The following is a 22,992-nucleotide window of genomic DNA, read 5'->3' as shown; positions in this document are numbered from 1 at the left end:
GCGAAAAACCGAGCGTCCCTCGGTTTTCCGCGCGGACGAAGACGGGTCGGTTGGACGAGGGCCATGAGAGCTCAGTGAGCGACGACGGAGAGAAGGGACTCGGTCAGGTGGTGCAGCCCGGCGGACGTGCCGAGAACCCCCATGAGCGCGGCGAGGAGACAGAGCGCCACCCCGCGCAGCGACCGCGTGGGCACGGGCTCGGCGAGCAACGACTCCACGCGCCGCGCCACCGCGCATTGCCCGAACGCGACGGCCACGGGCGCGAGCCGCTCGGCCACCGCGTGCCGCGTCGCGCGCTCGACGCTCAAGATCGCGGAAGCCACGGCGACACGATCGCCCACGGCACTGGCGGCGTCCTCGTCACACGCCTGCTCGGCGGCGATCTCCAGCTCGCGCACGAGCCAGCGCGCGACCCGGGGCAGGTGCACCACGGCCAGCGCGCGCACGAGGCTGGCGACGAGGGCATCGCGGCGGCGCACATGGGCCCGCTCGTGGGCCAGGACGACGGCGCGCTCCTCCTCGCCGAGCGAGTCGAGCAGCCCGCGCGACAGCAGCACCCGGGGGCGCAAGAGGCCCGCCGTCAGGCACACGGGCCGCGAGGTCTCCAGCACGATGACACCCAGGTCCCGGCGTGGCTCGCCGGTCCTCGTGAGGGCACCGAGCACGCGCACCGCGCGCACCACGTCCGAGGCCCCGAGGGCCGCGCGCAGCGAGGCGTAGCTCACGAGGAAGACGAGCCCCAGGACCCAGGCCAGGTGGATTCCGCTGCCGGGCAGGTGGACGAAGCACAGGTGCGCATGCCCGTCGTCATGCGTGGCGCAGTGGTCGAGCCCTGGCACCACGAGCGAGAGCAGGGACGGGAGGCTCGCGGACAGCATGAGCGCGAGCGCCGTGAGCACGGGCAACACCGCCAACAAGACGAGGGCGCGATGGCGGGCCCTCGGCTCCCAACGCGACAACCGGGCCGCGAACGCGCGCGCCCCCACGGCCGACAGGAGCGAGCCGAGGGCGAGGAACGCGACCGCGGCCAGCAGGAAGAATTGCACTCTGTGCAGGGCGGGGCTCATCGCGACCCCCGTTCGAGTCTCCGCCGCCGCTCCGCCACGAGCGCTTCCAGGCGCTCGAGGTGCTCCAGTCCCGCGCGCTCGGTGACATCGACGAACGCCGACACCACGGCCTCGGCCTGCCCATCCATCAAGCCGCCGACGAGTTCGCCCACGAGGTCGCGGTGGAACGCCTCGCGGCTCACCCGGGCCTTGTACACATGCGCGTGGCTGACCTTGTCCCGCTCCAGCAGCCCCTTCTCGAAGAGGCGCTTGAGGGTCGACTGGATCGTGTTGAGCGTGATCCCCCGCCGCTTGCCGAGTGCCGCGTGAACGGACTTCGCCTCGCCGTCACCGCCCGACCACAGGTGGTTCATCACGGCGGCTTCGAGCTCACCGAGCAGCGGCGGACGAACAGGACCGGACCCCATGGTCCGCGACGGTAGGGGAACAAAAACCGACCGTCAATCGGTGCTCCCCTCCATCGCTGGAGCACGAACAATCCGTTCGTCGCGGGAGCGACAACCCGCCGCCGCTCTCGTCCTCCGAGACTTTTCGTGTCTGATTCTCGAGAACTGGTTTTCGGGCACAACCTGGAAATGAATGGGGCCGGGTGCGCATCTTTCGTCGAGAAGTGACGATAATGTCAGGAATGAAAGTCAACCGGCCGAACGTCAGCACGCCCCCTTCTCCGACCGCCTCGACGGCTCGCAGCGCGCCGACTTCGCCGACGGCTCCCACTTCACCCTCGGCGCCCACGCAGCGCACCCAGGCCACGGGCCCCACCGCTCCGCCCCCGGTCACCGATTCGCTCTCCACGACCATGCGGCCCTCGGCCGGGGCGGGCGGCGTCAACCTGGCGGGTACCACCGCTCCCCCCCCCGCTCCGCCTCCCCCGCCGCGGTCCGCCACGACCGCCGCGCCCGGCCAGCCTCCCCGGAACGTGAACGCGTCGCTCGAGGATGAACTCAAGCGGGGCCGGGAGTCGCTCAAGAAGACCGACCACGGCGTGGTGCACCCGGACCTGCCCGGCATCCGTACCCGCCGGGACAACCTGCCGGCCCATGAGTTCGCCGATCACACGCGCGACTCCCGGGCCTCCATCCACACCCTGATGGCGAACAATCCGAATGGGACGCAGTCCGTCGGCAACAAGATGCTGACGGACATCAACGGCAGCACCGCGAAACTCAACAATGGCTCCCTGGGGACGGCCCAGAATCCGGCCACGGCCGTGGACATCCATGCCGGCAACAAGATGACCCATGCGCCCCGGCTCGAGTTCGACACGGTGGCCCTGGGCAATGACCTCGGTGCGCTGCGGCCGAATGACAAGGCGGGCCAGGCCCAGGTGATCGAGAAACACCAGCAGATGGCGTTCATGAAGCAAGGTCAGGCCTACCGCGCCGGTGGCCAGCCGGGTCCTGGCCAGGCGAGCACCGTGACCTACAACGCCAATCAAGCCAGCTCCCCCCAGAATCGCGCCAAGGACATGGGGCACGAGATGGTGCACGCCCATCGCGCGTCCAATGGCATGCAGGTGGGGTCGGTGGAGCACGGCAATCTCAAACACCACCCCGCCTTCCAGGACGCCGAAGCGGCGAAACCCGGAGGCGCCGCACAACTCAAGGCGGACGTCAACTTCCACGCCCAGCTCAAGGAGGAGTTCGAGACGGTGGGCATGCAGCCGACCCCGGGCCGTCCCAATGCTCCGACGGAGAACAAGATCCGCCAGCAGCTCGGGATGCAGCAGCGCACGGACTACTCGGGCCATACCCCCGCGACGTCCGCGTACGACCTGAAGGAAATGAAGCAGCCGCCCGATACCCGCACCGCCTGGCAGAAGGTCAGTGGCAAGCCCATCCCCGGAGCGGACCAACGGGCCCAGGACGTCCAGCAGATCGTCAACCACCTGGAGAAGTAACCGGGGGCGGGGCGGGCCCCTCCCGCCTCATGCCGGCCGCTGGAACACGAGCGACACGTTCGTCCCCCCGAAGCCGAACGAGTTGCTCATCACCGCCTCCACCCGCTTCTCGCGCGCGCGCTGGGGGATGCAGTCGAGGGTGATTCGGGGATCCTGCTTCTCGAGGTTGATGGTGGGAGGCAGGACCCCACGCTGGAGCGCCAGCACGCTGATGACGGCCTCGGCGGCGCCGGCCGCGCCGTTCATGTGCCCCGTCATGGACTTGGTGGAGGACACGGCGACCCGCTGGGCCGCCTCGCCGAACACCTGCGCGATGCCCTCCATCTCCAGCGCGTCGCCGACGTCCGTGGACGTGCCATGGGCGTTGATGTAGCCGATGTCCGAGGGCGTGAGTCGCGCGTCCGCCAGGGCCAGCCGCATGCTGCGCTGGGCGCCCTCGTGGCCGGGCGCGGGGTGCGTCACGTGGTACGCGTCCGAGCTGGCGCCATAGCCGGACAGCTCCGCGTACACCTTCGCGCCGCGTGAGCGGGCGTGCTCCCACGTCTCCAACACCAGCATCCCCGCGCCCTCGGCCACCACGAAGCCGTCGCGATCCACGTCGAAGGGCCGGCTGGCGCGCTCGGGGGCATCATTGCGCGTGGACACCGCCTTCATCGCCGCGAAGCCGCCCACGCCCAGAACCGTAATGGGCGCCTCGGCGCCACCGACCACGGCCGCATCGTAGTCGCCGCGCTGGATGCCCCGCAGGGCCTCGCCCAGGGCATGGGCGCTGGTGGCGCACGCGGAGTTGGTGGACCAGCTCGGGCCCTTGATGCCATGGCGCAGCGAGATGTGGCCCGGCGCCATGTTGATGATCATCTGCAGGATGAAGAAGGGGCTGATGCGGTCCGCCCCCTTCTCCAGCACCCGCCGGTACGTCTCCTCCAGGCTGCCGATGCCGCCAATCCCCGAGCCGACGAGCACCGCCACCCGCTCGGCGTTCTGGGGGGTGATGACCAGTCCCGAGTCCTTCATCGCCATGTCCGCGGCGCCCACCGCGAACTGACAGAAGCGGTCCATCCGCCGCAGCTCCCGCCGATCGATGAAGTCCTCGGGGCGGAAGTCCTTCACCTCTCCGGCGATGCGGCAGTCCAGTCCGCTCGCGTCGAAGAGCGTGATGGGCCCCACGCCGCTCTGGCCTCGCACGAGCGCCTCCCAGCTCTTCTCCACGCCCGTGCCGCAGGGGCTGATGAGCCCCAGCCCGGTCACCACCACGCGTCGCTTCTCCATCTGGACCACCCTCCTCTGGCTCGGGCCCGCCCGGCTCCCTCCCGGGCAAGCGGCCTTGAACGAGGATGATATAATGGTCATAATCTCATTGTCCATGTCCTGAAGTTGCCAGGGTGGCTTCCATTCGATGATGATCGCCATTCCATGAGATACGGACCCGAGCACAAGCAGTCGACACGCACGCGCATCCTCGCGGCCGCGGAGTCGCTCTTCCGCAAGCACGGCTTCGAGGGGGCGAGCGTGGAGCGGGTGATGCGCGCCGCGGGCCTGACGGTGGGGGGCTTCTACGCGCACTTCGCCACGAAGGAGGTGCTGGTCGTGGAGAGCCTGCGGGCCTTCCTCCAGCAGCGCCGGGCGCGGTGGGGTGCGGGGCTCGAGGAGCTGCGGGGCCAGGAGTGGCTGGGCCACTTCGTGCGCCGCTACCTCAACCAACAACTCCGGGATGACCCGACGACGGCCTGCATCATGCCGTCCGTCTTGTCGGACCTCACGCGCTCTTCTCCCGAGGTGCAGGCCATGCTCGCCGAGGAGCTCGACGCGCTGGCGCGCGACGCCCAGGCGCACCTGGAGGACGAGCCGGGCAGGACGGCGCGCCAGAAGGCGCTGGCGACGATCGTGGTGTGCTTCGGGGCCATGACGCTGGCGCGGGCCACGGCCTCGCAGCCGCTGTCGGACGAGCTGCTCGCGGCCGCGCGGGCCCTCTTGTTGAACCAAGGGGATGAGCCACCCGAATCCCCTGCCCCGTCCAAGCGGCGCGCCTAAGCCCCCAGACAGAGAACAGCCCCGACATCCAACCCACCGCGCCCCATTCGAACGGGGCCCGTCTTGGGAAACAAAATCACCCCGCCCACCCTTGGGTATTGTTGGATGACCCCGTCGGAGGCTGGTCTTGTGCAAAGCCTTGAAGAGCAAGTGAAGTCCCGTCTGAGCGAGGCGCGAGGTAGGAGGAGCACGCTCTTGTGGACCCCCGGGTCCAATCCGGTCACCGCCGTAGTGGAAGCCCTGGCGGACTACGTGTCCGGCCTGCAGGGGAGACATTCCCGCTCACAGGCTGACGCGCTGGTGGAAGAGGCCGCCCAGTTGCTCCTGCTGGAAGAGGCCGGAATCACGGAGGACGCCCTCGCCGAGGCGGTTGAGGAGTTGGCCGGGCGCATCCGGGAGCGGCTCCAGAAGTTCTCCATCAAGACGCGCAACGAGTTGGGTCTGTTGTTCGTCCTGGAGATCATCCTCCGGCTCACGCGGGCGGGAGCGCTGTCCTCCTCTGCCTGCGCGGCGCTCACGCTGACCATCAACAAGCTCGATGATGCCGTTGCCCAGGGCATGACCGGCCTCATCTACGCCCTGCGTCCGCTGATCCTCTTCAAGCTGTCGGAAGTGGCGCAGTGCATCCAGGAGGAGGTGCGTCATACGGACCTGACCCTCCGTGCCAAGCTGGCCGTGAGGGGCCTGAGGAAGGATCAATGGATGCTGCCAGGTGCCTCCATCTCGCGAATGCGTGAGCTGATTCGTGACATCGAGCAGCGCATCCTGGTGACCCACGATGGACCTGGGCCAGGGCCCTGTCCGGATGGGAGCCCCGCCACGGTCCGGAGACAGTCCGGGCGCACCTTCCAGCTCGGTCAGTTCAAGGAGCGCGAAGCCCATCTCAGCCTGCCCCTCATGAGAGCCGAGCACCTCATTCTGCTCGGACATCTTCTGGCGAAGGGCTGGCGGGGTTCGCACGCCGCCGCCATCGAGGAGGCGTTCGAGTCCTTCGCCCAGGCCTGCGACGCACTCCAGGAGTTGGGGCAGTGGGAAGCCGCGGCCCAGGCCGCAGTCTGTGCCACGGAATGTCTCGATCGGCTGGTCCAGTACACGACCGACCCAGACGCGTGGCAACAGGCATTGGCTCGATTGTTTGTTCACGGCTTCGATCAACAGGCATGGGTGTTGAAGAGCCCACTGCCCGAGCCCCGGCGTCTCCGGTTCGCGAAGCTGCTCAAGGCGTCCCTGGCGCGGACTTTGAGCTGGAACCCCCTCCTGGAGCACGATGAGCCGTCCGCTCCCTCCAAGGAGAGCCCACAGGAAGAGTCACGGCTGCTCCCCCGCCTCCAGCAGCTCATCACGGAAGCGAACGTCTATCTCAAGCTCATGAGCGAGGAGTCCTCCGGGGACTCCTGGTTAGCCCTCCATTTCGGGTGGGCCGCGTGGATGCGGTTCCGCGTGTTGCTCTCGTTCATCCAGGGAGCGCTGCGCCAGTTCCAGGAGGGGAAGGCCGTCACGTACGCCCTGGACAAATGGCGGAAGCAGGTGCGAGACGTCCTGAGCCAGGACATCGTCGATTCCTTCCTCTCGGTGATGGAAGAGGCGCAGAGTGCCGTGTGGCACGCCGAGCATCAGCTCGAGAGCGTTCAGGACCCACTCGCTGGAGACACCCTGCTCGTGTCGTCCTCTCGCTTCCTGGAGGTGCTGCGCTCGTTCCTGGATTTGATCGCGGAGAGCAAGCTGGAACTCACGACCGAACAACTCCTGAAGCTGCGGGAGTTCCTGGACCGTCTCGAGCCCGCGGGACTGCCCATCCGTACCCTCCTGAAGCTCGTTGCCGACGAGCCCGTGGTGCTGGGCTGGGCCTCCCACCGCAAGGTCCCCCTCAAGCCGGCATGTGAGTACTTTGACAAGCGTCTGCAGATGCTCAACCGGGAGATGGCCAATCCTCATTTCTCCGCCTCCGAGCGGCTCCTGCTCTCGAGCTGGATCTCCAACCTCCTCCTGAATCTGCGCCTGTCGACAGACGATCTCGCCAGCCTGGAACCCGCCCGGGCGCTGGCCTTGCTCGATGTGAGTGGGGCTTCGGCGTTCCGTGCCGAGACGCTCCTCTACGGCAGAGGGGACGCCGGAACGTTCCCCGAGTACACCAACTACCTCGCCGAGGACATAGTGGGCGCAGTGGAGAGGGATGTCGCTGGCGCCAAGCCAGAAGCCGAGGTGTCGATCGTCAGCCTGTTCTCCAATCTGCATGACGCCCGGCATGAGCTCGATCTCTGGGGACGGCTCACCATGATCCTCGAGGCCAGCCAGGAGTCCCCGCTCGTGCGTGAGGCGTTCAAGCCACGGCTGACCGAGGCGGGCCACCGCATCTGGGCGTTTCCACACTCGTACTCTCTCGAGCAGATCGTCTTGAGAACGGGAGCCCGTCCGGAAGACTGTACTCAAATGGCGAAGGCCATCGTCGTGCGGATGGAGATTCAGCGAGAACTGCCGAGGAGCCACGAGCACCTGGAGCGTGCGCGCGACTGGCTGATCCACGCCGTGGATTTGCTCCTGGCCCGGGGGCTCATTCCTCAAGGCGAGCCCGCCCCGCTGGCCACGGCCGAGCGCGTGGCGGATTGGCTCGCGGCCCACCCCGGGTGCGCCATCGTGGTACCAGGCAACTTCCCCGAGTGTGCCGCTCCCCTGAACGTCTTCTTCCACGCGGGGGGAAGCGTCACCCGGCATCGGCTGGGAACGAACGCGGAGCAGGAACTCCGCGAGCGGCTCTATGCAATCCCTGCCTTCATGAAGCTGACCGAGGCTCTGGGAGAAGACCAGCGAGAGGTCAGCAAGGCGAGCTGGGCCCAGCTCGCCGGAGCCTTTCAGCAGTTCAGTGACGTGTTCGCGAATTGGAGCCGGGACCTGGCGGACCTGCTGGTGCGGCATGGCGTGCGCGAAGTGCTCTTCCTGCTGCGCGGCCGGGAGTTCGTCTACATCCCCTGGGAAGAGCTGCGCACGGCCCCGGGAGGACCGCGACTCGGCGAGCTCTTCTCCATTGGCTACCTGCACACCCTGGCTCCGGTCCCAGCGTCCGTGCCCGGGGACGTGGCCCGGCACGGGGTGCTCCAGCTCCATGGGGATGGTGTCTCCTTGAACCAGATGAAGATGGCGCGCTTCTTCCAGGAAGCCCTCGCGCGTGATGGCGCGGGCAGGCCTCCGCTCTCGGGAGACGAAGCACGTGATGCACGCCGATTCCAGCGGGAGCTGCTCTCCGCGAGCCGCCTGCGCCTGTTCCTACATGGCCATCATGACCAGCTGAACCCGGAGTCGGACCGCATCACGCTGGTCGACGCTGAGCGTCCCGAGGAGCGCGTGAACCTGCAGGCGGACGTGTTGCGCGGCCTGCCGCTGGCGGGAGTCGAGTGCGTGGAGCTGTGGGCCTGCGAGGGGTCCGCTCACGGCCGCAGCATCGGAGAGCATGGCGCGCTCGAGGAGCCAGAGGATCTCTCCAGGTCCTTCCTGCTGGCGGGTGCCCGCCGGGTGCTGGCCTCGCTCTGGCACGTCCCCGCCCTGCCGAGTGCCCTGCTGATGGAGCGCTTCGCCCTGCTGGTGCACGAAGGGCTTGCCGAGGCCACCGCGCTGGCACGGGCCCGCTCCGAGTGCCGCGCGGCCTTCGAGCCAGGCGGCCCCATCGAGCGGGCGATGGAGACCCGGGTGGGGCCCAGACTCACGGCCCTGGCGGCGGAGGCCGCGACCGTCAGTGACGAGCAACTGCTGGGTGTGCTCGAGCCCGCCCTTAACGAAGCGCTCCAGCTGCTCCGGCAAGGGTGGCGCGTCAAGCCGACAACGGACCCGCGGACCATCCCGGAGTTGTCCCAAGCCATGGGGCGGCTCATCAAGTACTCGGCCCCGCGACCAGAGCGAATGGCCGCGGAGCTGCGCACAGACCCGGCCGCTGTCGGGCGCCTCGTCAGGGACTGGCTGAGCAACTTCCGTAACCCGATGTGCTGGGCAGGCTGGCGCCTCGTCGTTCGCGGACTGGAGGACTGGCGCCCATGAGCACCGACCCCGCGAAGGAGTGGATCCAAAGAGACGCCAAGGGACTCCCTCCTCTGGAGGACCTCTCCCTGAAGGGACGCCAGGACTTCCTCGCTCGCCATGAAGCGCAGCTGGGCATGTACTGGACGAAGGCGTTCGAGCTCGAGCTGTACAACAGGCCCGGGTGGCTCGATGTCTCGCATGTGCTCGCGGATGGGCGCGACGAGCAGGAGGCCGGCGAGTGGATCGCCGAGCGCCTCATCGAGCGGCTTCGGACGCGCCCAGAGTTCAAGTGGGCCCCGCCGTGGACGTCCCTGGAGCCATGGTACCGGTGGCTGAGGGGACGGCAGGGAACCTCGCAGCGGCTCGTGCGAAGAAGGGCGGCGGGGGATGGAGACGATGGCGGGGAGCAGCAGTGCGAGGCCGAGTGGAGCGAGCACTCCAGCGAACTCGCGCTGATCGATCGGATGGACTTGCAGGACATGGTGGCCACGTTGAGGGCGCTGATCCAGGAGTGGGCGGATATCCTGGTCCGCATCTCGCGCAGCACCCGCTTGCCTAGCCTGGAGGTGGACTGGCTCTGGGCAACGTGCGTGGAACGTCGGGCTCTCGCCCAGGCGCTGCGGGGACAACGCGTGGATGCGCGTTTCCTGGAGCAGAACAAGAAGGCCCTCACGCGCGGCGCTTCCGTCCAGGGGTCCGAGACGAAGGAGCGCATCGCCAGAGGACGTCGGGGCGCGGCGGCCTGTTTCCGCTTCAACCTGGAGGTTCTCGCTGCCTCGCATCCCACCCTTCGCCGCGCTCATCAGGTCTTTCTCGGTCCAGTCGAGAAGCCTGACGCCTCTCCCGCGAGACCCGCCGCGAAGGTGGGCGCGGAGGAGGTGAAAGGATTCCGTGAGACACTGCGACTGACCGCACGGAGGAGTGGCCACATACAGAGCGAGGACCCCACCGAGCCCTTTTGGGGCCAGGTCTTTGGAGCGGCCCTCGTCAAGGAGGTGGCGCGGCTACTCCCGAGCCGGGAGCGCATGGCGGTCGAATGTGACTGGGCGGAACTCACCCGTTGGGCTGAGACTTCGGAGGACTCGGCATGAAGCTCATCCAACCTGATGCGGAGATGCTGAGGGCCTATGTCCAGGGCGAGCTCACGCCAGGAGAGACCGAGGGCGTGCGTCACTGGCTCATCGTCCATGCGGACGAAGCGGAGCTGGAGGCCTATGAGAAGCTGCTCCAGCAGCGCCAGCGGCGAGAGGCCCTGCTGGAATACTGGACGTCCCATCCCGCCCTGGCCCGGCTCGAGTGGTCCTGGGCGAAGGTCCGGCGCAAACTCGCGACCCGGTCCACGGGGATTGGTATCGGGACCTCCAGCCGCCCGATGGCGCTGGCTTCCCTGGGAAGCCCGACCCGGGACTCGCCTCGCGAGCAGACCCTGGAGGTGGCTCCAGGCGAGCCCCTCGACTACGAGGTGCGCCCGGCGACGGCCTGCTACGTGGCGGTCTATGCGCTCGAACCCAGCGGAGCACTGCACCCGCTCCATGTGGGAGACCGATTGCTGTCGGCGGGAACGCCGCTGTCCCTGAAGAGCATTGAGTTCATGTCGGAGGACGAGGGTCCCCTGGAACTCTTCATCATCTCGGATGACAGCGCGCCGCTTCCCTCTCCCGGAACGGGGGATGGGGCGGAGTGGCTTGCGGCGCTGGTGGAGTCAATCCCCCAGCAGCCAGGTCGTTCCGCCTTGAGACGCACGCTGAAGCCATCTCAGCCCGGCGGGAAACAATCCTGAGAGCGCCTCCCTTGAGACGGGTCGGCCAGTACCGGCCGCAGTCTCAGGGAGGTGTGTGTGCAAGCGGAAACGGCTCTCTACTTGGGAGGCTTCCACCTGACCCAGCATGCTCGCGACCGAGCAACCCAACGGGGCATTCGACTCGAGGCCGCGGAGATCGTCCTCAGGTTCGGAAGGTGGATCCTGGGGGAACGCGGATACCACTACTCGCTCGCGGGGGTGCGTCGAGCCAGGACCGTGGCTCCGGGTCTCTGGAACGAGGCGCGCCGGGTGGTGGTCGTGGTGGATCACTACGGCAACATCCCCACGCTCTACGCAGACGATGGCGGCAAAGCCCCCGGACATGGTTTCTGTCCACGCTGAGTAGGCGCTGGCGATTATGTCCGGGCGCCTAGAATCCCCGCGAGGCCAGGTACTGGGCGCGGGCCCACACGTCGGACGAGTAATCGCCCCCGGTGGAGCCGACATCCATGTTCGCCACGGTCTGCACGTTGCGGGGGCCCATGTTGTACGCGGCCACCGCGCCGCGCAGCTGCTCGGCGGGGCTCCACTCCGGATGCGCGCTCTGCATCGCCCGCAGGTTGTCGCGCAGCAGCCCGGCGGCGGCGGCGACGTGCTCCCGGCTGTAGGGCCCACCCCGGATGAGACCCGGATTGTGCTTGGCGTCGATCTGCATCAGCCCGTAGCCGTTGGGATCGTACTTCGCGGTGCCATCCGGGTTCAGGCCATTGCCGCCACGGGACTCGCGGCTGGCGATCGCGGCCAGCAGCGCGGGAGGCAGGCCGTACTCGTTGCCCACCTGCTGGAAGGTGTCCTGGAAGCGCTCCAGGCGCGCGCGGTCGTTCTCCGCCATCTGCTGGGAGCCCTCGACGCCCTCGGGCACGCGATCCTGTGAGGCCGTGCGAGCCGAGGCCCCGCGCGTCTGGAGCTGGCCCAGGACGGCATTGCTCCCGGTGGCGGCGGCGGCCTCCGCGGGCGCCAGCTCGGTGGGCGTGAGATCCTCGGGGCTGGTCTGCGCGACCGCGTCCTGGCCCGTGGGGCGCACCGGGTTGCCGCCGGAGAACGTCACGCCCTGACCGCTGAAGCGGTAGTCGTGGCGGGCCCCCTCGGCCCGCGAGGCCCTCAGTTGATTGCCCTCGCGGTGCAGGGTGAGCTCCCCGCCCCCGTTCGGATCGATGGCCCGGTAGCTGCCGTCCGAGTTGCGCCCGGTGACGGTCAGCCAGTGGTCCGGGGTGTTCGTGTTCGAGGTGCGGTAGTTCACTCCCACCAGCACGGGCCGCCCGGCGTCGAGCTGCTGGTCGATGCCCTCGGGCGTGAGGCCACCCCGGACGCGGGTGGAGGTGATGGGCGGCTGGGTGTTGGCGGCTCCGCCCACGCGGGTGAAGTCCACGCTGTTGCCGCTGTAGCCGTGGGCGCGGTCCAGGTGGGCATCCATCTGCGTCGGGGTGATGGTCTGGCCGCTCAGGGCGCTGACCGCCATGGCGCTGGCGGTGATGGCGCAGCCCTGTTGCTGGATGCTGTCGCGGCTGCGCGCGCCCACCTCACCCGTCCCGCCCAACCGGGTGCCCGCCCAGTCCGTGTCTCCCTGGCTGAAGCGCGGCACGCCATCGCGGCTCGCATAGGTCTTGTCCGGGTGGGCCGGATCCCTCCAGGTGCGCTCGCCGCTGGCGGCGCTCGGCGTCTGCTGCTGCCCGGGCGTGAAGGAGTCGGCCCGATGAGGAGCCGGGGCCGGGACCGGAGGAGTCGACGGACGCGAGGGCGGCGGCGGAACCCGGGGGCTCGTGGCGGGCGCCCGCTGGCTGGGAATGTCCAACCGGCTCCCCGCGGTGATCTTGTTCGAATCCCGGATGTTGTTGGCGTTGGCCAGGGCGTCCACGGTGGTGCCGTAGCGCCGGGCGATGCCGCTCAACGTGTCACCCGAGCGAATCCGGTAGCTGCTCATGTCCAACCCCTCGTGGGGAGGGTTCGCCGCGAGGACCGGAGGGCTCCCCATTTCCCATCCGCCAAGAGATTCTCGTGAGCGGATGGGCCCGGGTTGCCTGGGGACGTGCTTTTTTCTCTTCCGCCGAGAGCTTTTCTCCCAGCGGGCGAGTCCGCCGCGCCGCGGCGAGGGCGGGCGCGGGGGGGTGACTCCGCGCTCCGCCCGCCTCACGGGCACTACATGTTGCGCCGGTACTGCCCGCCCACCTCGTACAGCGTGCGGGAGATCTGCCCGAGCGTGCAGACCTTACAAGCGTCCATCAGCGCGGTGAAGATGTTGCCATTGTCGAGCGCGGCGCGCCGCACGGCCTCGAGCGCCTGGGGAGCGGACTGCTCGTTGCGCTTGCGGAAGGCATCGCGCGAGGCGATGGCGTAGTCCTTCTCCTCGCGGTTGGCGCGGATGACCTCGGGCGGCGTCACGGTGGGCGAGCCCTTGGGATCCAGGAAGGTGTTCACGCCGATGATGGGCAGCGTGCCGTCGTGCTTGAGGGTCTCGTAGTAGAGCGACTCCTCCTGGATCTTCGAGCGCTGGTACATGCGCTCCATCGCCCCGAGCACCCCACCCCGCTCGGAGATGGAGCGGAACTCGGTGAGCACGGCGGCCTCCACCAGGTCCGTCAGCTCCTCGATGATGAAGGAGCCCTGGTTGGGGTTCTCGTTCTTGGACAGACCGAATTCCTTGTTGATGACGAGCTGGATGGCGAGCGCGCGCCGCACGCTCTCCTCGGTGGGCGTGGTGATGGCCTCGTCATAGGCATTGGTGTGCAAGGAATTGCAGTTGTCGTTGAGCGCGAGCAGGGCCTGCAACGTGGTGCGGATGTCGTTGAAGGCGATCTCCTGGGCGTGGAGGCTCCGGCCGGACGTCTGGATGTGGTACTTGAGCTTCTGCGAGCGGTCATTGCCGCCGTACTTGTCGCGCATCGCCTTGGCCCAGATGCGGCGGGCCACGCGCCCGAGCACCGAGTACTCGGGATCCATGCCGTTGGAGAAGAAGAACGACAGGTTGGGCGCGAAGTCGTCGATGTGCATCCCGCGCGACAGGTAGTACTCGACGAAGGTGAAGCCGTTGGCCAGCGTGAAGGCGAGCTGGGAGATGGGGTTCGCCCCGGCCTCGGCGATGTGGTAGCCGGAGATGGACACCGAGTAGAAGTTCCGCACCTTCTTGTCGATGAAGTACTGCTGGATGTCGCCCATGAGCCGCAGGGCGAACTCCGTCGAGAAGATGCAGGTGTTCTGGGCCTGGTCCTCCTTGAGGATGTCGGCCTGCACGGTGCCGCGCACGGACTGGAGCGTGGAGGCGCGGATGCGCTCGTACACGTCGCGCGGCAGCACCTCGTCACCGGACACGCCGAGCAGGAGCAGGCCGAGCCCGTCATTGCCCTGGGGCAGCTCGCCCTGGTAGCGGGGCCGGGGCAGACCGCGCTCCTGGTAGAGGGCGTCGATCTTCTTGTCGATCTCCCCCACCAGGCCCTGGGCGCGGATCCACTTCTCGCACTGCTGGTCCACCGCGGCGTTGAGGAAGAACCCGAGCAGCATGGGCGCGGGGCCGTTGATGGTCATGGACACCGACGTGGACGGGTCCGCCAGATCGAAGCCCGAGTAGAGCTTCTTGGCGTCGTCCACGTTGGCGATCGACACGCCCGAGTTACCCACCTTGCCGTAGATGTCCGGCCGGTGATCCGGGTCCTCGCCGTAGAGCGTGACGGAGTCGAACGCCGTGGACAGGCGCTTGGCGGGCAGCCCGCGCGAGACGTAGTGGAAACGCTTGTTGGTGCGCTCGGGGCCACCCTCGCCGGCGAACATGCGCGCGGGATCCTCGTTCTCGCGCTTGAGGGGGAAGACGCCCGCGGTGAACGGGAAGGCACCCGGGGCGTTCTCGCGCAGGAGCCACGTGAGGATGTCACCCCAGTCCTCGTAGCGCGGCAGTGCGATCTTCGGGATGCGCAGGTGCGAGAGCGACTCGGTGTAGAGATCCAGCTCGATGACCTTGTCGCGCACCTGGAACTGGTACTTGGACGCCGCGTAGCGGCGCTTCGTCGCGGGCCACTCGCCGAGCAGCCGCCGGCAGTCCGCGTGCAGGCGCGACTCCAGGTCGCGGTAGAGCTCCACCAGCTCGCCCAGGTAGGCCGGCTCCCCTTCCACGCGCTCGGTGACCTGAACCACGTCCGAGGTGTCCTTGGGCTCGACGATCTCCAGACGCTTCTTGCCCACGTTGGTGCGCAGCGCCTCGATGGTGCCGTGCAGCTGGTACATCCGCCGGGCGATCGCCGCCTGGGAGCGGACGAACCGGTCATATGACTCGCACGTGTCGACGATCTCCGCGAGGTAGCGGGTGCGCTCGGGGGGGATGATCCACTTCTTCTCGCTCATGCCCGGGGTGAGCTGGAAGCCCGACTGGAGCGGCGCCCCGGTGCGCTTGGAGATGGTCTCGATGAGGGCCCGGTAGAGCTGGTTCATGCCCGGGTCGTTGAACTGCGAGGCGATGGTGCCGTAGACGGGCAAGGCCTCGTCGGGCGTGGAGAAGGCGTTGTGGTTGCGCTTCCACTGCTTGCGCACGTCGCGCAGCGCGTCGAGCGAGCCGCGCTTGTCGAACTTGTTGATGGCGATGACGTCGGCGAAGTCGAGCATGTCGATCTTCTCGAGCTGCGTCGCGGCGCCGTACTCGGCCGTCATCACGTAGAGCGACACGTCCGAGTGCTCGGTGATCTCCGTGTCGGACTGGCCGATGCCCGAGGTCTCCACCACGATGAGATCGAACCCGGCGGCCTTGCAGATCTCAATCGAGTCGCCGACGTGCTTGGACAGGGCGAGGTTGCTCTGGCGCGTGGCCATCGAGCGCATGTACACGCGCGGATGGTCGATGGCGTTCATGCGGATGCGATCGCCGAGCAGCGCGCCGCCGGACTTGCGCTTGGACGGATCCACGGAGAGCACCGCGAGCGTCTTGTCCGGGAAGTCCGCGAGGAAGCGCCGGACGAGCTCGTCGACGAGGCTCGACTTGCCCGCTCCACCGGTGCCGGTGATGCCGAGCACGGGGACCGTGGGGCCCTTCTCGACGAGCTGGGCGAGCGCTGCCCGAAGCTGCTCGCCCACGGTGGGGAAGTTCTCCGCGATGGTGATGAGCGAGGCGAGCTTCGCGGGATCGCGCGAGGGCGGCGACTCGAGCAGGGGCTTGAAGTCCGCGGAGCGCTTCTCGAAGTCACACTGGGAGATGAGATCGTCGATCATCCCCTGCAGGCCCATGGCGCGGCCGTCGTCCGGCGAGTAGATGCGCGTCACGCCGTAGCGGTGGAGTTCCTCGATCTCCGCCGGGAGGATGGTGCCGCCCCCGCCGCCGAACACCTTGATGTTCGCGCCGCGCTCGCGCAGCAGATCGATCATGTACTTGAAGAACTCGACGTGCCCGCCCTGGTAGGAGGTGATGGCGATGCCCTGGGCATCCTCCTGGATGGCGCAGTCGACGATCTCCGCCACCGAGCGGTTGTGCCCCAGGTGGATGATTTCCGCGCCCGAGGACTGCATGAGGCGGCGCATCACGTTGATGGCCGCGTCGTGTCCGTCGAAGAGCGAAGCCGCCGTCACGATCCGCACGTGGAAACGTGGCTTGTAGGGGCTGGGAACGGGAGTCAGTTGAACGTTTCTCACGCTCGTACACTTAGAGCGCGCCCAGGGCCGGAGCAAGCGATTGAACCGGGTGGCTCGGCTCCGACGCGGCCCGTCATGCGGGCGGTTTCGGCAGGAAACAATTCAACACGCGCAGTGCGGCGGATGTCGGGGTGACAAGTCCCTCGCGCACCTCGGTCTCCAGGGTGGGGATGAGGGCGGCCACCTCGGGGTGCGCCCGCAGGGCCGCTCGCAGTCCGTCCTGGATCATCGCCCACATCCAGTCCACCTGCTGGGCCCGCCGACGGCGCGCGAGCTCCCCGGACGCCGAGCGTGTGCCGAGCTGCTTCTCGATGGAGGACCACAGCGCGGTGATGCCCGTGCCCTCCAGGGCGCTGCACGTGAGGACCTCGGGCTCGGCGCCCGCGCGCATGAGGTGCAGGGCGGCGCGGTACTGGGCCTGGGCCCGCGTGGCCCGGGGCGCGTTGTCCCCATCCGCCTTGTTGATGGCGACCATGTCCGCCACTTCCAGGATGCCGCGTTTGATGCCCTGCAGCTCGTCGCCCGCGCCGGCGAGCATGAGCACCAGGTAGAAGTCCACCAGGTCCGTGACGACCGTCTCCGACTGCCCCACCCCCACCGTCTCCACCAGTACCACGTCGAAGCCGGCGGCCTCGCACAGGAGCAACGTCTCGCGCGTCTTGCGCGCCACGCCGCCCAGGGTGCCACTCGAGGGACTCGGGCGGATGTAGGCCGAGGGCTCGCGTGACAGCCGGGCCATGCGCGTCTTGTCGCCCAGGATGCTTCCGCCGGTGACGGTGCTGGACGGGTCGATGGCGAGCACCGCGACGCGCCTTCCCTCCCCCACCAGGTGCATGCCCAGGGCATCGATGAACGTGCTCTTGCCCACGCCCGGCACGCCGCTGATGCCCACGCGCTGGCTGCCTCCCGTATGGGGCAGCAGCCGCGCGAGCACCTCCTGCGCGAGCGCCGCGTGACGCGGGTGCTCGCTCTCCACCAGGGTGATGGCCCGGGCGAGCACGGCGCGATCACCCGAGCGCACGCCCTCCACGTAGGTGTCCGCCGTGAGGGGCTTCACGCCTCCCCCAGCGAGGCGCTCAGCTTGTCGAGCAGCTCGATGGCCGCCTTGGCGATGACGGTACCGGGGCCGAAGATGGCCGAGGCCCCCGCGGCGCGCAGCGCGTCGTAGTCCTGCACGGGGATGACGCCACCCACGACGATCATGATGTCCTCGCGGCCCAGCGCCGCGAGCGCCTGGCGGAGCTGGGGCACGAGCGTGAGGTGGCCCGCGGCGAGCGAGCTGGCGCCCACGATGTGCACGTCGTTCTCCACGGCCTGGCGCGCCGACTCCTCGGGCGTCTGGAACAGGGGCCCGATGTCCACGTCGAAGCCCAGGTCCGCGAACGCCGTGGCGATGACCTTCTGGCCGCGGTCATGTCCGTCCTGTCCCATCTTCGCGATGAGGATGCGCGGACGCCGGCCGAAGTGCGCGAGGAAGGCGTCGGCCCGGGCACGTGCCTCGGCGATGCCCTGGGCGTCCTTGCCCGCCTCGCTCGCGTACACCCCCGTCACACCGCGCGCCGTGGCCTCGTAGCGTCCGAAGACCTTCTCGAGCGCGTCACTGATTTCCCCCACCGTGGCCTTGGCCCGCGCCGCGTCGATGGCGAGCGCGAGCAGGTTGCCCTCGCGCCGGTCCGCGGCCACGGTGAGCGCGTCGAGCCGCCGGCGCACCTCGTCCGCGTTGCGTTCCGCGCGCAGCTCGCGCAGCCGGGCGATCTGCGCCTCGCGCACCGCCGAGTTGTCCACCTTGAGGATCTCGAGCTTGTCCTCGTGCTCGGGCGGGTACTTGTTCACGCCGATGATGGCCTGCCGGCCCGAGTCGATGCGCGCCTGGGTGCGCGCCGCCGCCTCCTCGATGCGCAGCTTGGGCAGCCCCGCTTCGATGGCCTTGGTCATGCCGCCGAGCGCCTCCACCTCCTGGATGTGCGCCCACGCCTTCTGGGCGAGCTCATGGGTGAGGCGCTCCACGTAGTAGCTGCCGCCCCACGGATCGATGACGCGCGTGGTGCCGCTCTCGAGCTGGAGGTAGAGCTGGGTGTTGCGCGCGATGCGGGCGCTGAAGTCGGTGGGGAGGGCAATCGCCTCGTCGAGCGAGTTGGTGTGCAGGCTCTGGGTGTGGCCCTGGGTGGCGGCCATGGCCTCCACGCAGGTGCGCACCACGTTGTTGAACACGTCCTGGGCGGTGAGGCTCCAGCCGGACGTCTGGCAGTGCGTGCGCAGCGCGAGGCTCTTGTCGCTCTTGGGCGAGAAGCCCTTGATGAGCTTGGCCCAGAGCATCCGGGCCGCGCGCATCTTGGCCACCTCCATGAAGAAGTTCATGCCGATGGCCCAGAAGAACGACAGCCGGGGCGCGAACGCGTCCACGCTCAGGCCCGCCGCGAGCCCCGCGCGCACGTACTCCACGCCGTCCGCCAGCGTGTAGCCGAGCTCCAGGTCCTGCGTCGCCCCCGCCTCCTGCATGTGGTAGCCGCTGATGCTGATGCTGTTGAAGCGCGGCATCCGCTCCGCGGTGAAGCGGAAGATGTCGCCGATGATGCGCATCGACGGGCCCGGCGGGTAGATGTACGTGTTGCGGACCATGAACTCCTTGAGGATGTCGTTCTGGATGGTCCCGCTGAGCTGCTCGGGGCGCACCCCCTGCTCCTCGGCCGCCACCACGTAGAGCGCGAGCACCGGGAGCACCGCCCCGTTCATCGTCATCGACACGCTCATCTGATCGAGCGGGATGCGATCGAACAGGATGCGCATGTCCTTGATGGAGTCGATGGCCACGCCCGCCATGCCCACGTCGCCCGCCACGCGCGGATGGTCGCTGTCGTAGCCGCGGTGCGTGGCCAGATCGAACGCGATGGACAGGCCCTTCTGTCCGGCCGCGAGGTTGCGGCGGTAGAAGGCATTGGAGGCCTCGGCCGTGGAGAAGCCGGCGTACTGGCGCACCGTCCACGGCTGCTGCACGTACATGGTGGAGTACGGGCCGCGCACGAAGGGCGGCAGGCCCGGCAGCGAGCCCAGGTGCTCCACTCCCTCCAGATCCTCGGGGGTGTAGACGGGCTTGAGCGGCAGGCCCTCGGGCGTGAGCCAGGGCGCGGCGCCGCGGTTGGCCTCGCGCGCGTGCTGGCGCTGGGCCTCGAGCGCGGACGCGGAGGGGCGCGTTTCAGGGGCGTCGAAGTCGATGCCGGAGAAGTCCGGGACGTGGGTGCGCATCAGGCCACTCCGAGTTGCTGGTGCAGTGAGGACAGGAGCGCGACCAGGTCCGCCCCCGCGTAGATGAAGAGCTCCACGCCCGCCGCGCGGAACGCGGCCTCGTGATCACCGGGACGGCCCGCCACCGCCACCACCCGGGCCCCTCGGGCCTTGAGCGCGGCGCACAGCGCGGGCACCTGGTCCGGGTAGAGCGCGTCCGGGCCGGAGATGACCGCGAGCGCGGCGCCAGAGCTGGCGAAGAGCTCCGCCGCGGCGGCCGCGTCCGCGAAGCCGTGGTGCTCCTGGGCCTCGATGCCGCCGACGGCCAGCGCGTTGACGATCCACGTCGAGCGCGTGGTGTGCTCGGCCACCGTGCCCAGGTTGGCCATGAAGGCGCGCGGCCGCACGCCGTGCGAGAGCAGGTACCGGTCGCTCGCGTCGCGCAGCGCCTCGAACGTCTCGGCCACCCGTGTGGGGCGCGGCGACGGGTTGCCCGGGACGGACGGACGGGCCTCGCGGCGCACGGGCGTCTCGCCCAGGTGGGGGAACTCGCTCACGCCCACGATGGGCAGGCGGCGCGTGCGCACGGCCTTGTCCCGCGCGGCGCGCGTCTCGGCGAGCACCCGCTCCACCTCTCCCGTGGCGAGCGCCCGGGCCATGCCGCCCAGCGCCTCGATGCGCCGCAGCTCCGCCCACGCCGCGCGCGCGAACTCCCCGGTGAGCTGCTCGAGGTAGTAGCTGCCCCCGGCGGGGTCCGCCACCCGGTTGAGGCTCGACTCGTCGCGCAGGATGAGCTGTGTGTTGCGCGCGAGGCGGCGGGCGCCCGCGTCCGGCGTCCCGAGCGCCTCGTCGAAGGGCGAGGTGCTCACGCTGTTCGCGCCGCCCACCACGGCGGCGAACGACTCGGCGGTGGCGCGCAGGATGTTCACCCAGGGATCTCTCTGGGTCTTGGTGGCGCTCGCGGTGCGCGCGTGCAGCGCCATGGCCTGCGCATCGGGCGAGCCTCCCGAGGCGGCGACGACCTTGGACCACAGCAGCCGCGCCGCGCGCAGCCTGGCGATCTCCGGGAAGAACTGGCCCCCGACGGACAGGGCGAACTGGAGGGAGCGCGCCGCGTCCTCGGGGGGCACGCCCGCGCGCTCCAGCGTCCGCAGGTACTCCACGCCCGTGGCGATGGCCCACGCCAGCTCGTGCACGGACGTGGCGCCCGCGTCGGCGTAGGGGCGCGTCGAGACGAGCAGCGCGCGCAGGCCCGGCGCCTCCTGGCGCAGCGACTGGACGAGGGACACCGCCTCGGCGTCCCACTCCACCCCGGGCGTCGCGGCCAGCGCATTCGTGCGCGCCAGGGCGCCGAGCGGATCGAGACCGAGGCAGCCGCGAAGCTTCTCGCGCGGGACCCGGGCCTTTTGCGCGGCCCCCAGCAGCAGGTGCGCGAAGGAGAGCGGCTTCGCCTCCGGCTCGAGGAACACGGGCGTCCTGTCGAGCGGCACGTGGGCGAGCAGCCGCTCCAGGGAGGCCGGGTCCGCCACGCGGATGCCCCGCGACTCGCCGAGGCACAACCACACGCCGAGGGCGCCGCGCTCCAGGTCCACGCGGATGGCCTCGGAGGCGAGCGCCACGTCCGGCTCGGAGTACTCCTGGCAGACGAGCCAGCCGCCCTCGGTGAGGCCGAGCGGATGGGTGCCGCGCACGTAGGGGGCGACGCCGGGAGGCTCGGGCGGAGGGGTGCTGGCCGCGTCCTCGGGCGTGTAGAGGGGCCGCAGCGACAGGCCTCCCTCGAGCGATGACTGGAGCGACGTGAAGGGCTTGCCCTTCAGGTCCTTGTCCACGAGCCGGCGCCAGTCGTCCACCGAGGGGGCTGGGAAGTCCGTGGCGATGTGAAGAGGCACTTGCGACATGCGGCGTCCTCGCTGGGTAGACCTCTCCCATAGGCCCAACTTCGCGGCGGGGCAATGGGACTCTGGGGGGCGGCCGAGGGAGCGCGACAACATGTTGCGTCAACCCGCGGGCGCCCACAGGATGGCCCCATGAAGATCGACGTGTTCTCCGACATCGTCTGCCCGTGGTGCTTCATCGGCACCGAGCGGCTCGAGCGTGCGCTCGACTCGCTCGGCATGGCCGCCACGGCCCGGGTCGAGCACCATGCCTTCATGCTCCGGTCCGACACGCCCCGCACCGGGAGCAATCTCCACGAGGAACTGCGCGCGAAGTACGGCGTGGATCCCCAGGCGATGTTCGAGCGGGTCGAGTCCGCCGCCCGGGAGAGTGGCATCCCCCTGGAGCTGTCCCGGCAGCCCCTCACCTACCCCACCCAGTGGGCCCACACGCTCTTGCGGCACGCGGGACCCAAGGGCACCCAGAAGGCGCTCGCCCGCGCGCTCTTCGGCGCGTATTTCCTCGAGGGCCGCGACATCGCCGACCCGGTGGAGCTGCGGCGCCTGGCCGTCGCGCACGGCTTCTCGGACGAGGAGGCCACGCGCCTGCTCGAGGACCCGCGCGAGTTCGAGCTCACCCAGCGCGCGTCGGACGAGGCCCACCAGCGGGGCATCCGCGGCGTCCCCTTCTTCGTCTTCAACGAGCGCTTCGCCGTGTCGGGGGCCCAGCCGGAGAGCGTGTTCCGTGAAGCGATTCAGCGCGCCGCGACCGGATGAGGGGACGTGCTAGATTCACTCCTGGTCAGGCCGCCCATGGTCGAGAGGAGCGCAACCCGTGTCCCACGAGGATGAACGCCGTCGGCATCAGCGCTACCCCCTGAGGCTGCCCATCACGCTGCACCGGGACGGCGCGCCACTGGCGGCCCACGTCATCAACGCCTCGGAAGGCGGCTGCCTGTTGCTCATGTCCACCCCCCTGGAGATGGGAGACGTGCTCGAGGCGAGCATTCCCCTGCTGGGTGTTCCCCGCACGACGCTGTACGTGTTGCGCTGCCAGGCGACCCCCGAGGGCGAGTACACCGTCGCGACCCGCTTCGACGAGGACGCGGGAGTGCAAGCCGCCTCCCTGAGCCGGCTGTCCCGGCAGTAGTCGCGACCCTTCCCCACACGCTCCGCGGACCCGGCGTCCCTCCTCCGTTTCCAGAGGGGGGACGCGCCGCGCACGTGCGGGTTTTCGCGTGCCCGGCCTGGGTCAAACCCACCAGATGAGTCTCTTCTGACTCAGGGGCCGGTTTTTCTTCGGCTCGTGCACGTTTCCCCGTGACGAACAGGTGCACCCTCGGAGGGAAACGCGCGGAAAATCATTCTTTCTGCCTTGTAGACTTTTGACTTCCATGAAATCCCGGGGTAATTTTTCACACACGCGAATGAGGGCTGGGGGTGAGAAGTGACCCACCCTCAAGAGCCGCATTCCACTTTTTCCTT

Annotated in this window: 16 protein-coding genes; 8 read left to right on the top strand and 8 right to left on the bottom strand. The window is 69.1% G+C overall.

Features of this window, described 5'->3' with window-relative positions:
- Nucleotides 1–71: 71 nt before the first annotated feature.
- Nucleotides 72–1,067, bottom strand: coding sequence for a M56 family metallopeptidase (locus D187_RS51755; protein ID WP_051256798.1), 996 nt, complete (start codon nt 1,065–1,067; stop codon nt 72–74).
- The gene (locus D187_RS43835; protein ID WP_043434365.1) at nt 1,064–1,474 is read right to left on the bottom strand and encodes a BlaI/MecI/CopY family transcriptional regulator; all 411 of its coding nucleotides are present in this window, start codon (nt 1,472–1,474) and stop codon (nt 1,064–1,066) included. The genes D187_RS51755 and D187_RS43835 overlap by 4 nt, the downstream gene beginning before the upstream one ends.
- A 221-nt stretch (nt 1,475–1,695) precedes the next feature.
- On the opposite strand from D187_RS43835, the gene D187_RS51295 reads away from it, so the two are divergent.
- Nucleotides 1,696–2,967, top strand: a complete 1,272-nt coding sequence (locus D187_RS51295; protein WP_051256797.1) for a M91 family zinc metallopeptidase — start codon at nt 1,696–1,698, stop codon at nt 2,965–2,967.
- Nucleotides 2,968–2,994: 27 nt separating this feature from the next.
- Here the strand turns inward: D187_RS51295 and fabF are convergent, their stop codons facing one another.
- Nucleotides 2,995–4,236 carry a beta-ketoacyl-ACP synthase II gene (gene fabF / locus D187_RS43825; protein WP_002621051.1) on the bottom strand — a complete coding sequence of 414 codons (1,242 nt, stop codon included), beginning with the start codon at nt 4,234–4,236 and terminating at the stop codon, nt 2,995–2,997.
- 144 nt (nt 4,237–4,380) lie between these two features.
- Between fabF and D187_RS43820 the strand changes: the two genes are divergently transcribed.
- From D187_RS43820 to D187_RS59035, 5 genes are all read left to right on the top strand, one after another.
- Nucleotides 4,381–4,998 carry a TetR/AcrR family transcriptional regulator gene (locus D187_RS43820; protein WP_002621050.1) on the top strand — a complete coding sequence of 206 codons (618 nt, stop codon included), beginning with the start codon at nt 4,381–4,383 and terminating at the stop codon, nt 4,996–4,998.
- 195 nt (nt 4,999–5,193) lie between these two features.
- Nucleotides 5,194–9,024 carry a CHAT domain-containing protein gene (locus D187_RS43815; protein ID WP_043434364.1) on the top strand — a complete coding sequence of 1,277 codons (3,831 nt, stop codon included), beginning with the start codon at nt 5,194–5,196 and terminating at the stop codon, nt 9,022–9,024.
- A complete protein-coding gene (locus D187_RS43810) occupies nt 9,021–10,097 on the top strand; it encodes a hypothetical protein (RefSeq protein WP_002621048.1) in 1,077 nt (358 codons plus the stop codon). The genes D187_RS43815 and D187_RS43810 overlap by 4 nt, the downstream gene beginning before the upstream one ends.
- Complete coding sequence (locus D187_RS43805; RefSeq protein WP_002621047.1) at nt 10,094–10,786, top strand: hypothetical protein; 693 nt, start codon at nt 10,094–10,096, stop codon at nt 10,784–10,786. The genes D187_RS43810 and D187_RS43805 overlap by 4 nt, the downstream gene beginning before the upstream one ends.
- A gap of 237 nt (nt 10,787–11,023) precedes the next feature.
- Nucleotides 11,024–11,149 carry a hypothetical protein gene (locus D187_RS59035; protein WP_002621046.1) on the top strand — a complete coding sequence of 42 codons (126 nt, stop codon included), beginning with the start codon at nt 11,024–11,026 and terminating at the stop codon, nt 11,147–11,149.
- Nucleotides 11,150–11,177: 28 nt separating this feature from the next.
- Here the strand turns inward: D187_RS59035 and D187_RS51290 are convergent, their stop codons facing one another.
- From D187_RS51290 to D187_RS43775, 5 genes are all read right to left on the bottom strand, one after another.
- Nucleotides 11,178–12,728, bottom strand: a complete 1,551-nt coding sequence (locus tag D187_RS51290) for a LysM peptidoglycan-binding domain-containing protein (protein ID WP_245591976.1) — start codon at nt 12,726–12,728, stop codon at nt 11,178–11,180.
- A 215-nt stretch (nt 12,729–12,943) separates the two neighbouring features.
- Entirely contained in the window at nt 12,944–16,411 is a 3,468-nt protein-coding gene (locus D187_RS43790) for a methylmalonyl-CoA mutase family protein (protein WP_002621044.1), read from the bottom strand.
- A 73-nt stretch (nt 16,412–16,484) separates the two neighbouring features.
- Nucleotides 16,485–17,468, bottom strand: a complete 984-nt coding sequence (gene meaB, locus D187_RS43785) for a methylmalonyl Co-A mutase-associated GTPase MeaB (RefSeq protein WP_002621043.1) — start codon at nt 17,466–17,468, stop codon at nt 16,485–16,487.
- Nucleotides 17,465–19,654 carry a methylmalonyl-CoA mutase gene (gene scpA / locus D187_RS43780; RefSeq protein ID WP_002621042.1) on the bottom strand — a complete coding sequence of 730 codons (2,190 nt, stop codon included), beginning with the start codon at nt 19,652–19,654 and terminating at the stop codon, nt 17,465–17,467. Before scpA ends, meaB begins: the two co-directional genes overlap by 4 nt.
- Nucleotides 19,654–21,531 carry a methylmalonyl-CoA mutase family protein gene (locus D187_RS43775; protein ID WP_002621041.1) on the bottom strand — a complete coding sequence of 626 codons (1,878 nt, stop codon included), beginning with the start codon at nt 21,529–21,531 and terminating at the stop codon, nt 19,654–19,656. The genes scpA and D187_RS43775 overlap by 1 nt, the downstream gene beginning before the upstream one ends.
- 129 nt (nt 21,532–21,660) lie before the next feature.
- On the opposite strand from D187_RS43775, the gene D187_RS43770 reads away from it, so the two are divergent.
- Nucleotides 21,661–22,284 carry a DsbA family oxidoreductase gene (locus D187_RS43770; protein ID WP_002621040.1) on the top strand — a complete coding sequence of 208 codons (624 nt, stop codon included), beginning with the start codon at nt 21,661–21,663 and terminating at the stop codon, nt 22,282–22,284.
- 58 nt (nt 22,285–22,342) lie between these two features.
- Nucleotides 22,343–22,657, top strand: coding sequence for a PilZ domain-containing protein (locus D187_RS43765; protein WP_002621039.1), 315 nt, complete (start codon nt 22,343–22,345; stop codon nt 22,655–22,657).
- Nucleotides 22,658–22,992: the final 335 nt, after the last annotated feature.

This window comes from Cystobacter fuscus DSM 2262 (genome assembly GCF_000335475.2).
GTDB classification, from domain to species: domain Bacteria; phylum Myxococcota; class Myxococcia; order Myxococcales; family Myxococcaceae; genus Cystobacter; species Cystobacter fuscus.
The sequence above is the reverse complement of the archived record's forward strand: the minus strand, read 5'-3'. Positions and strand labels throughout refer to the sequence as shown.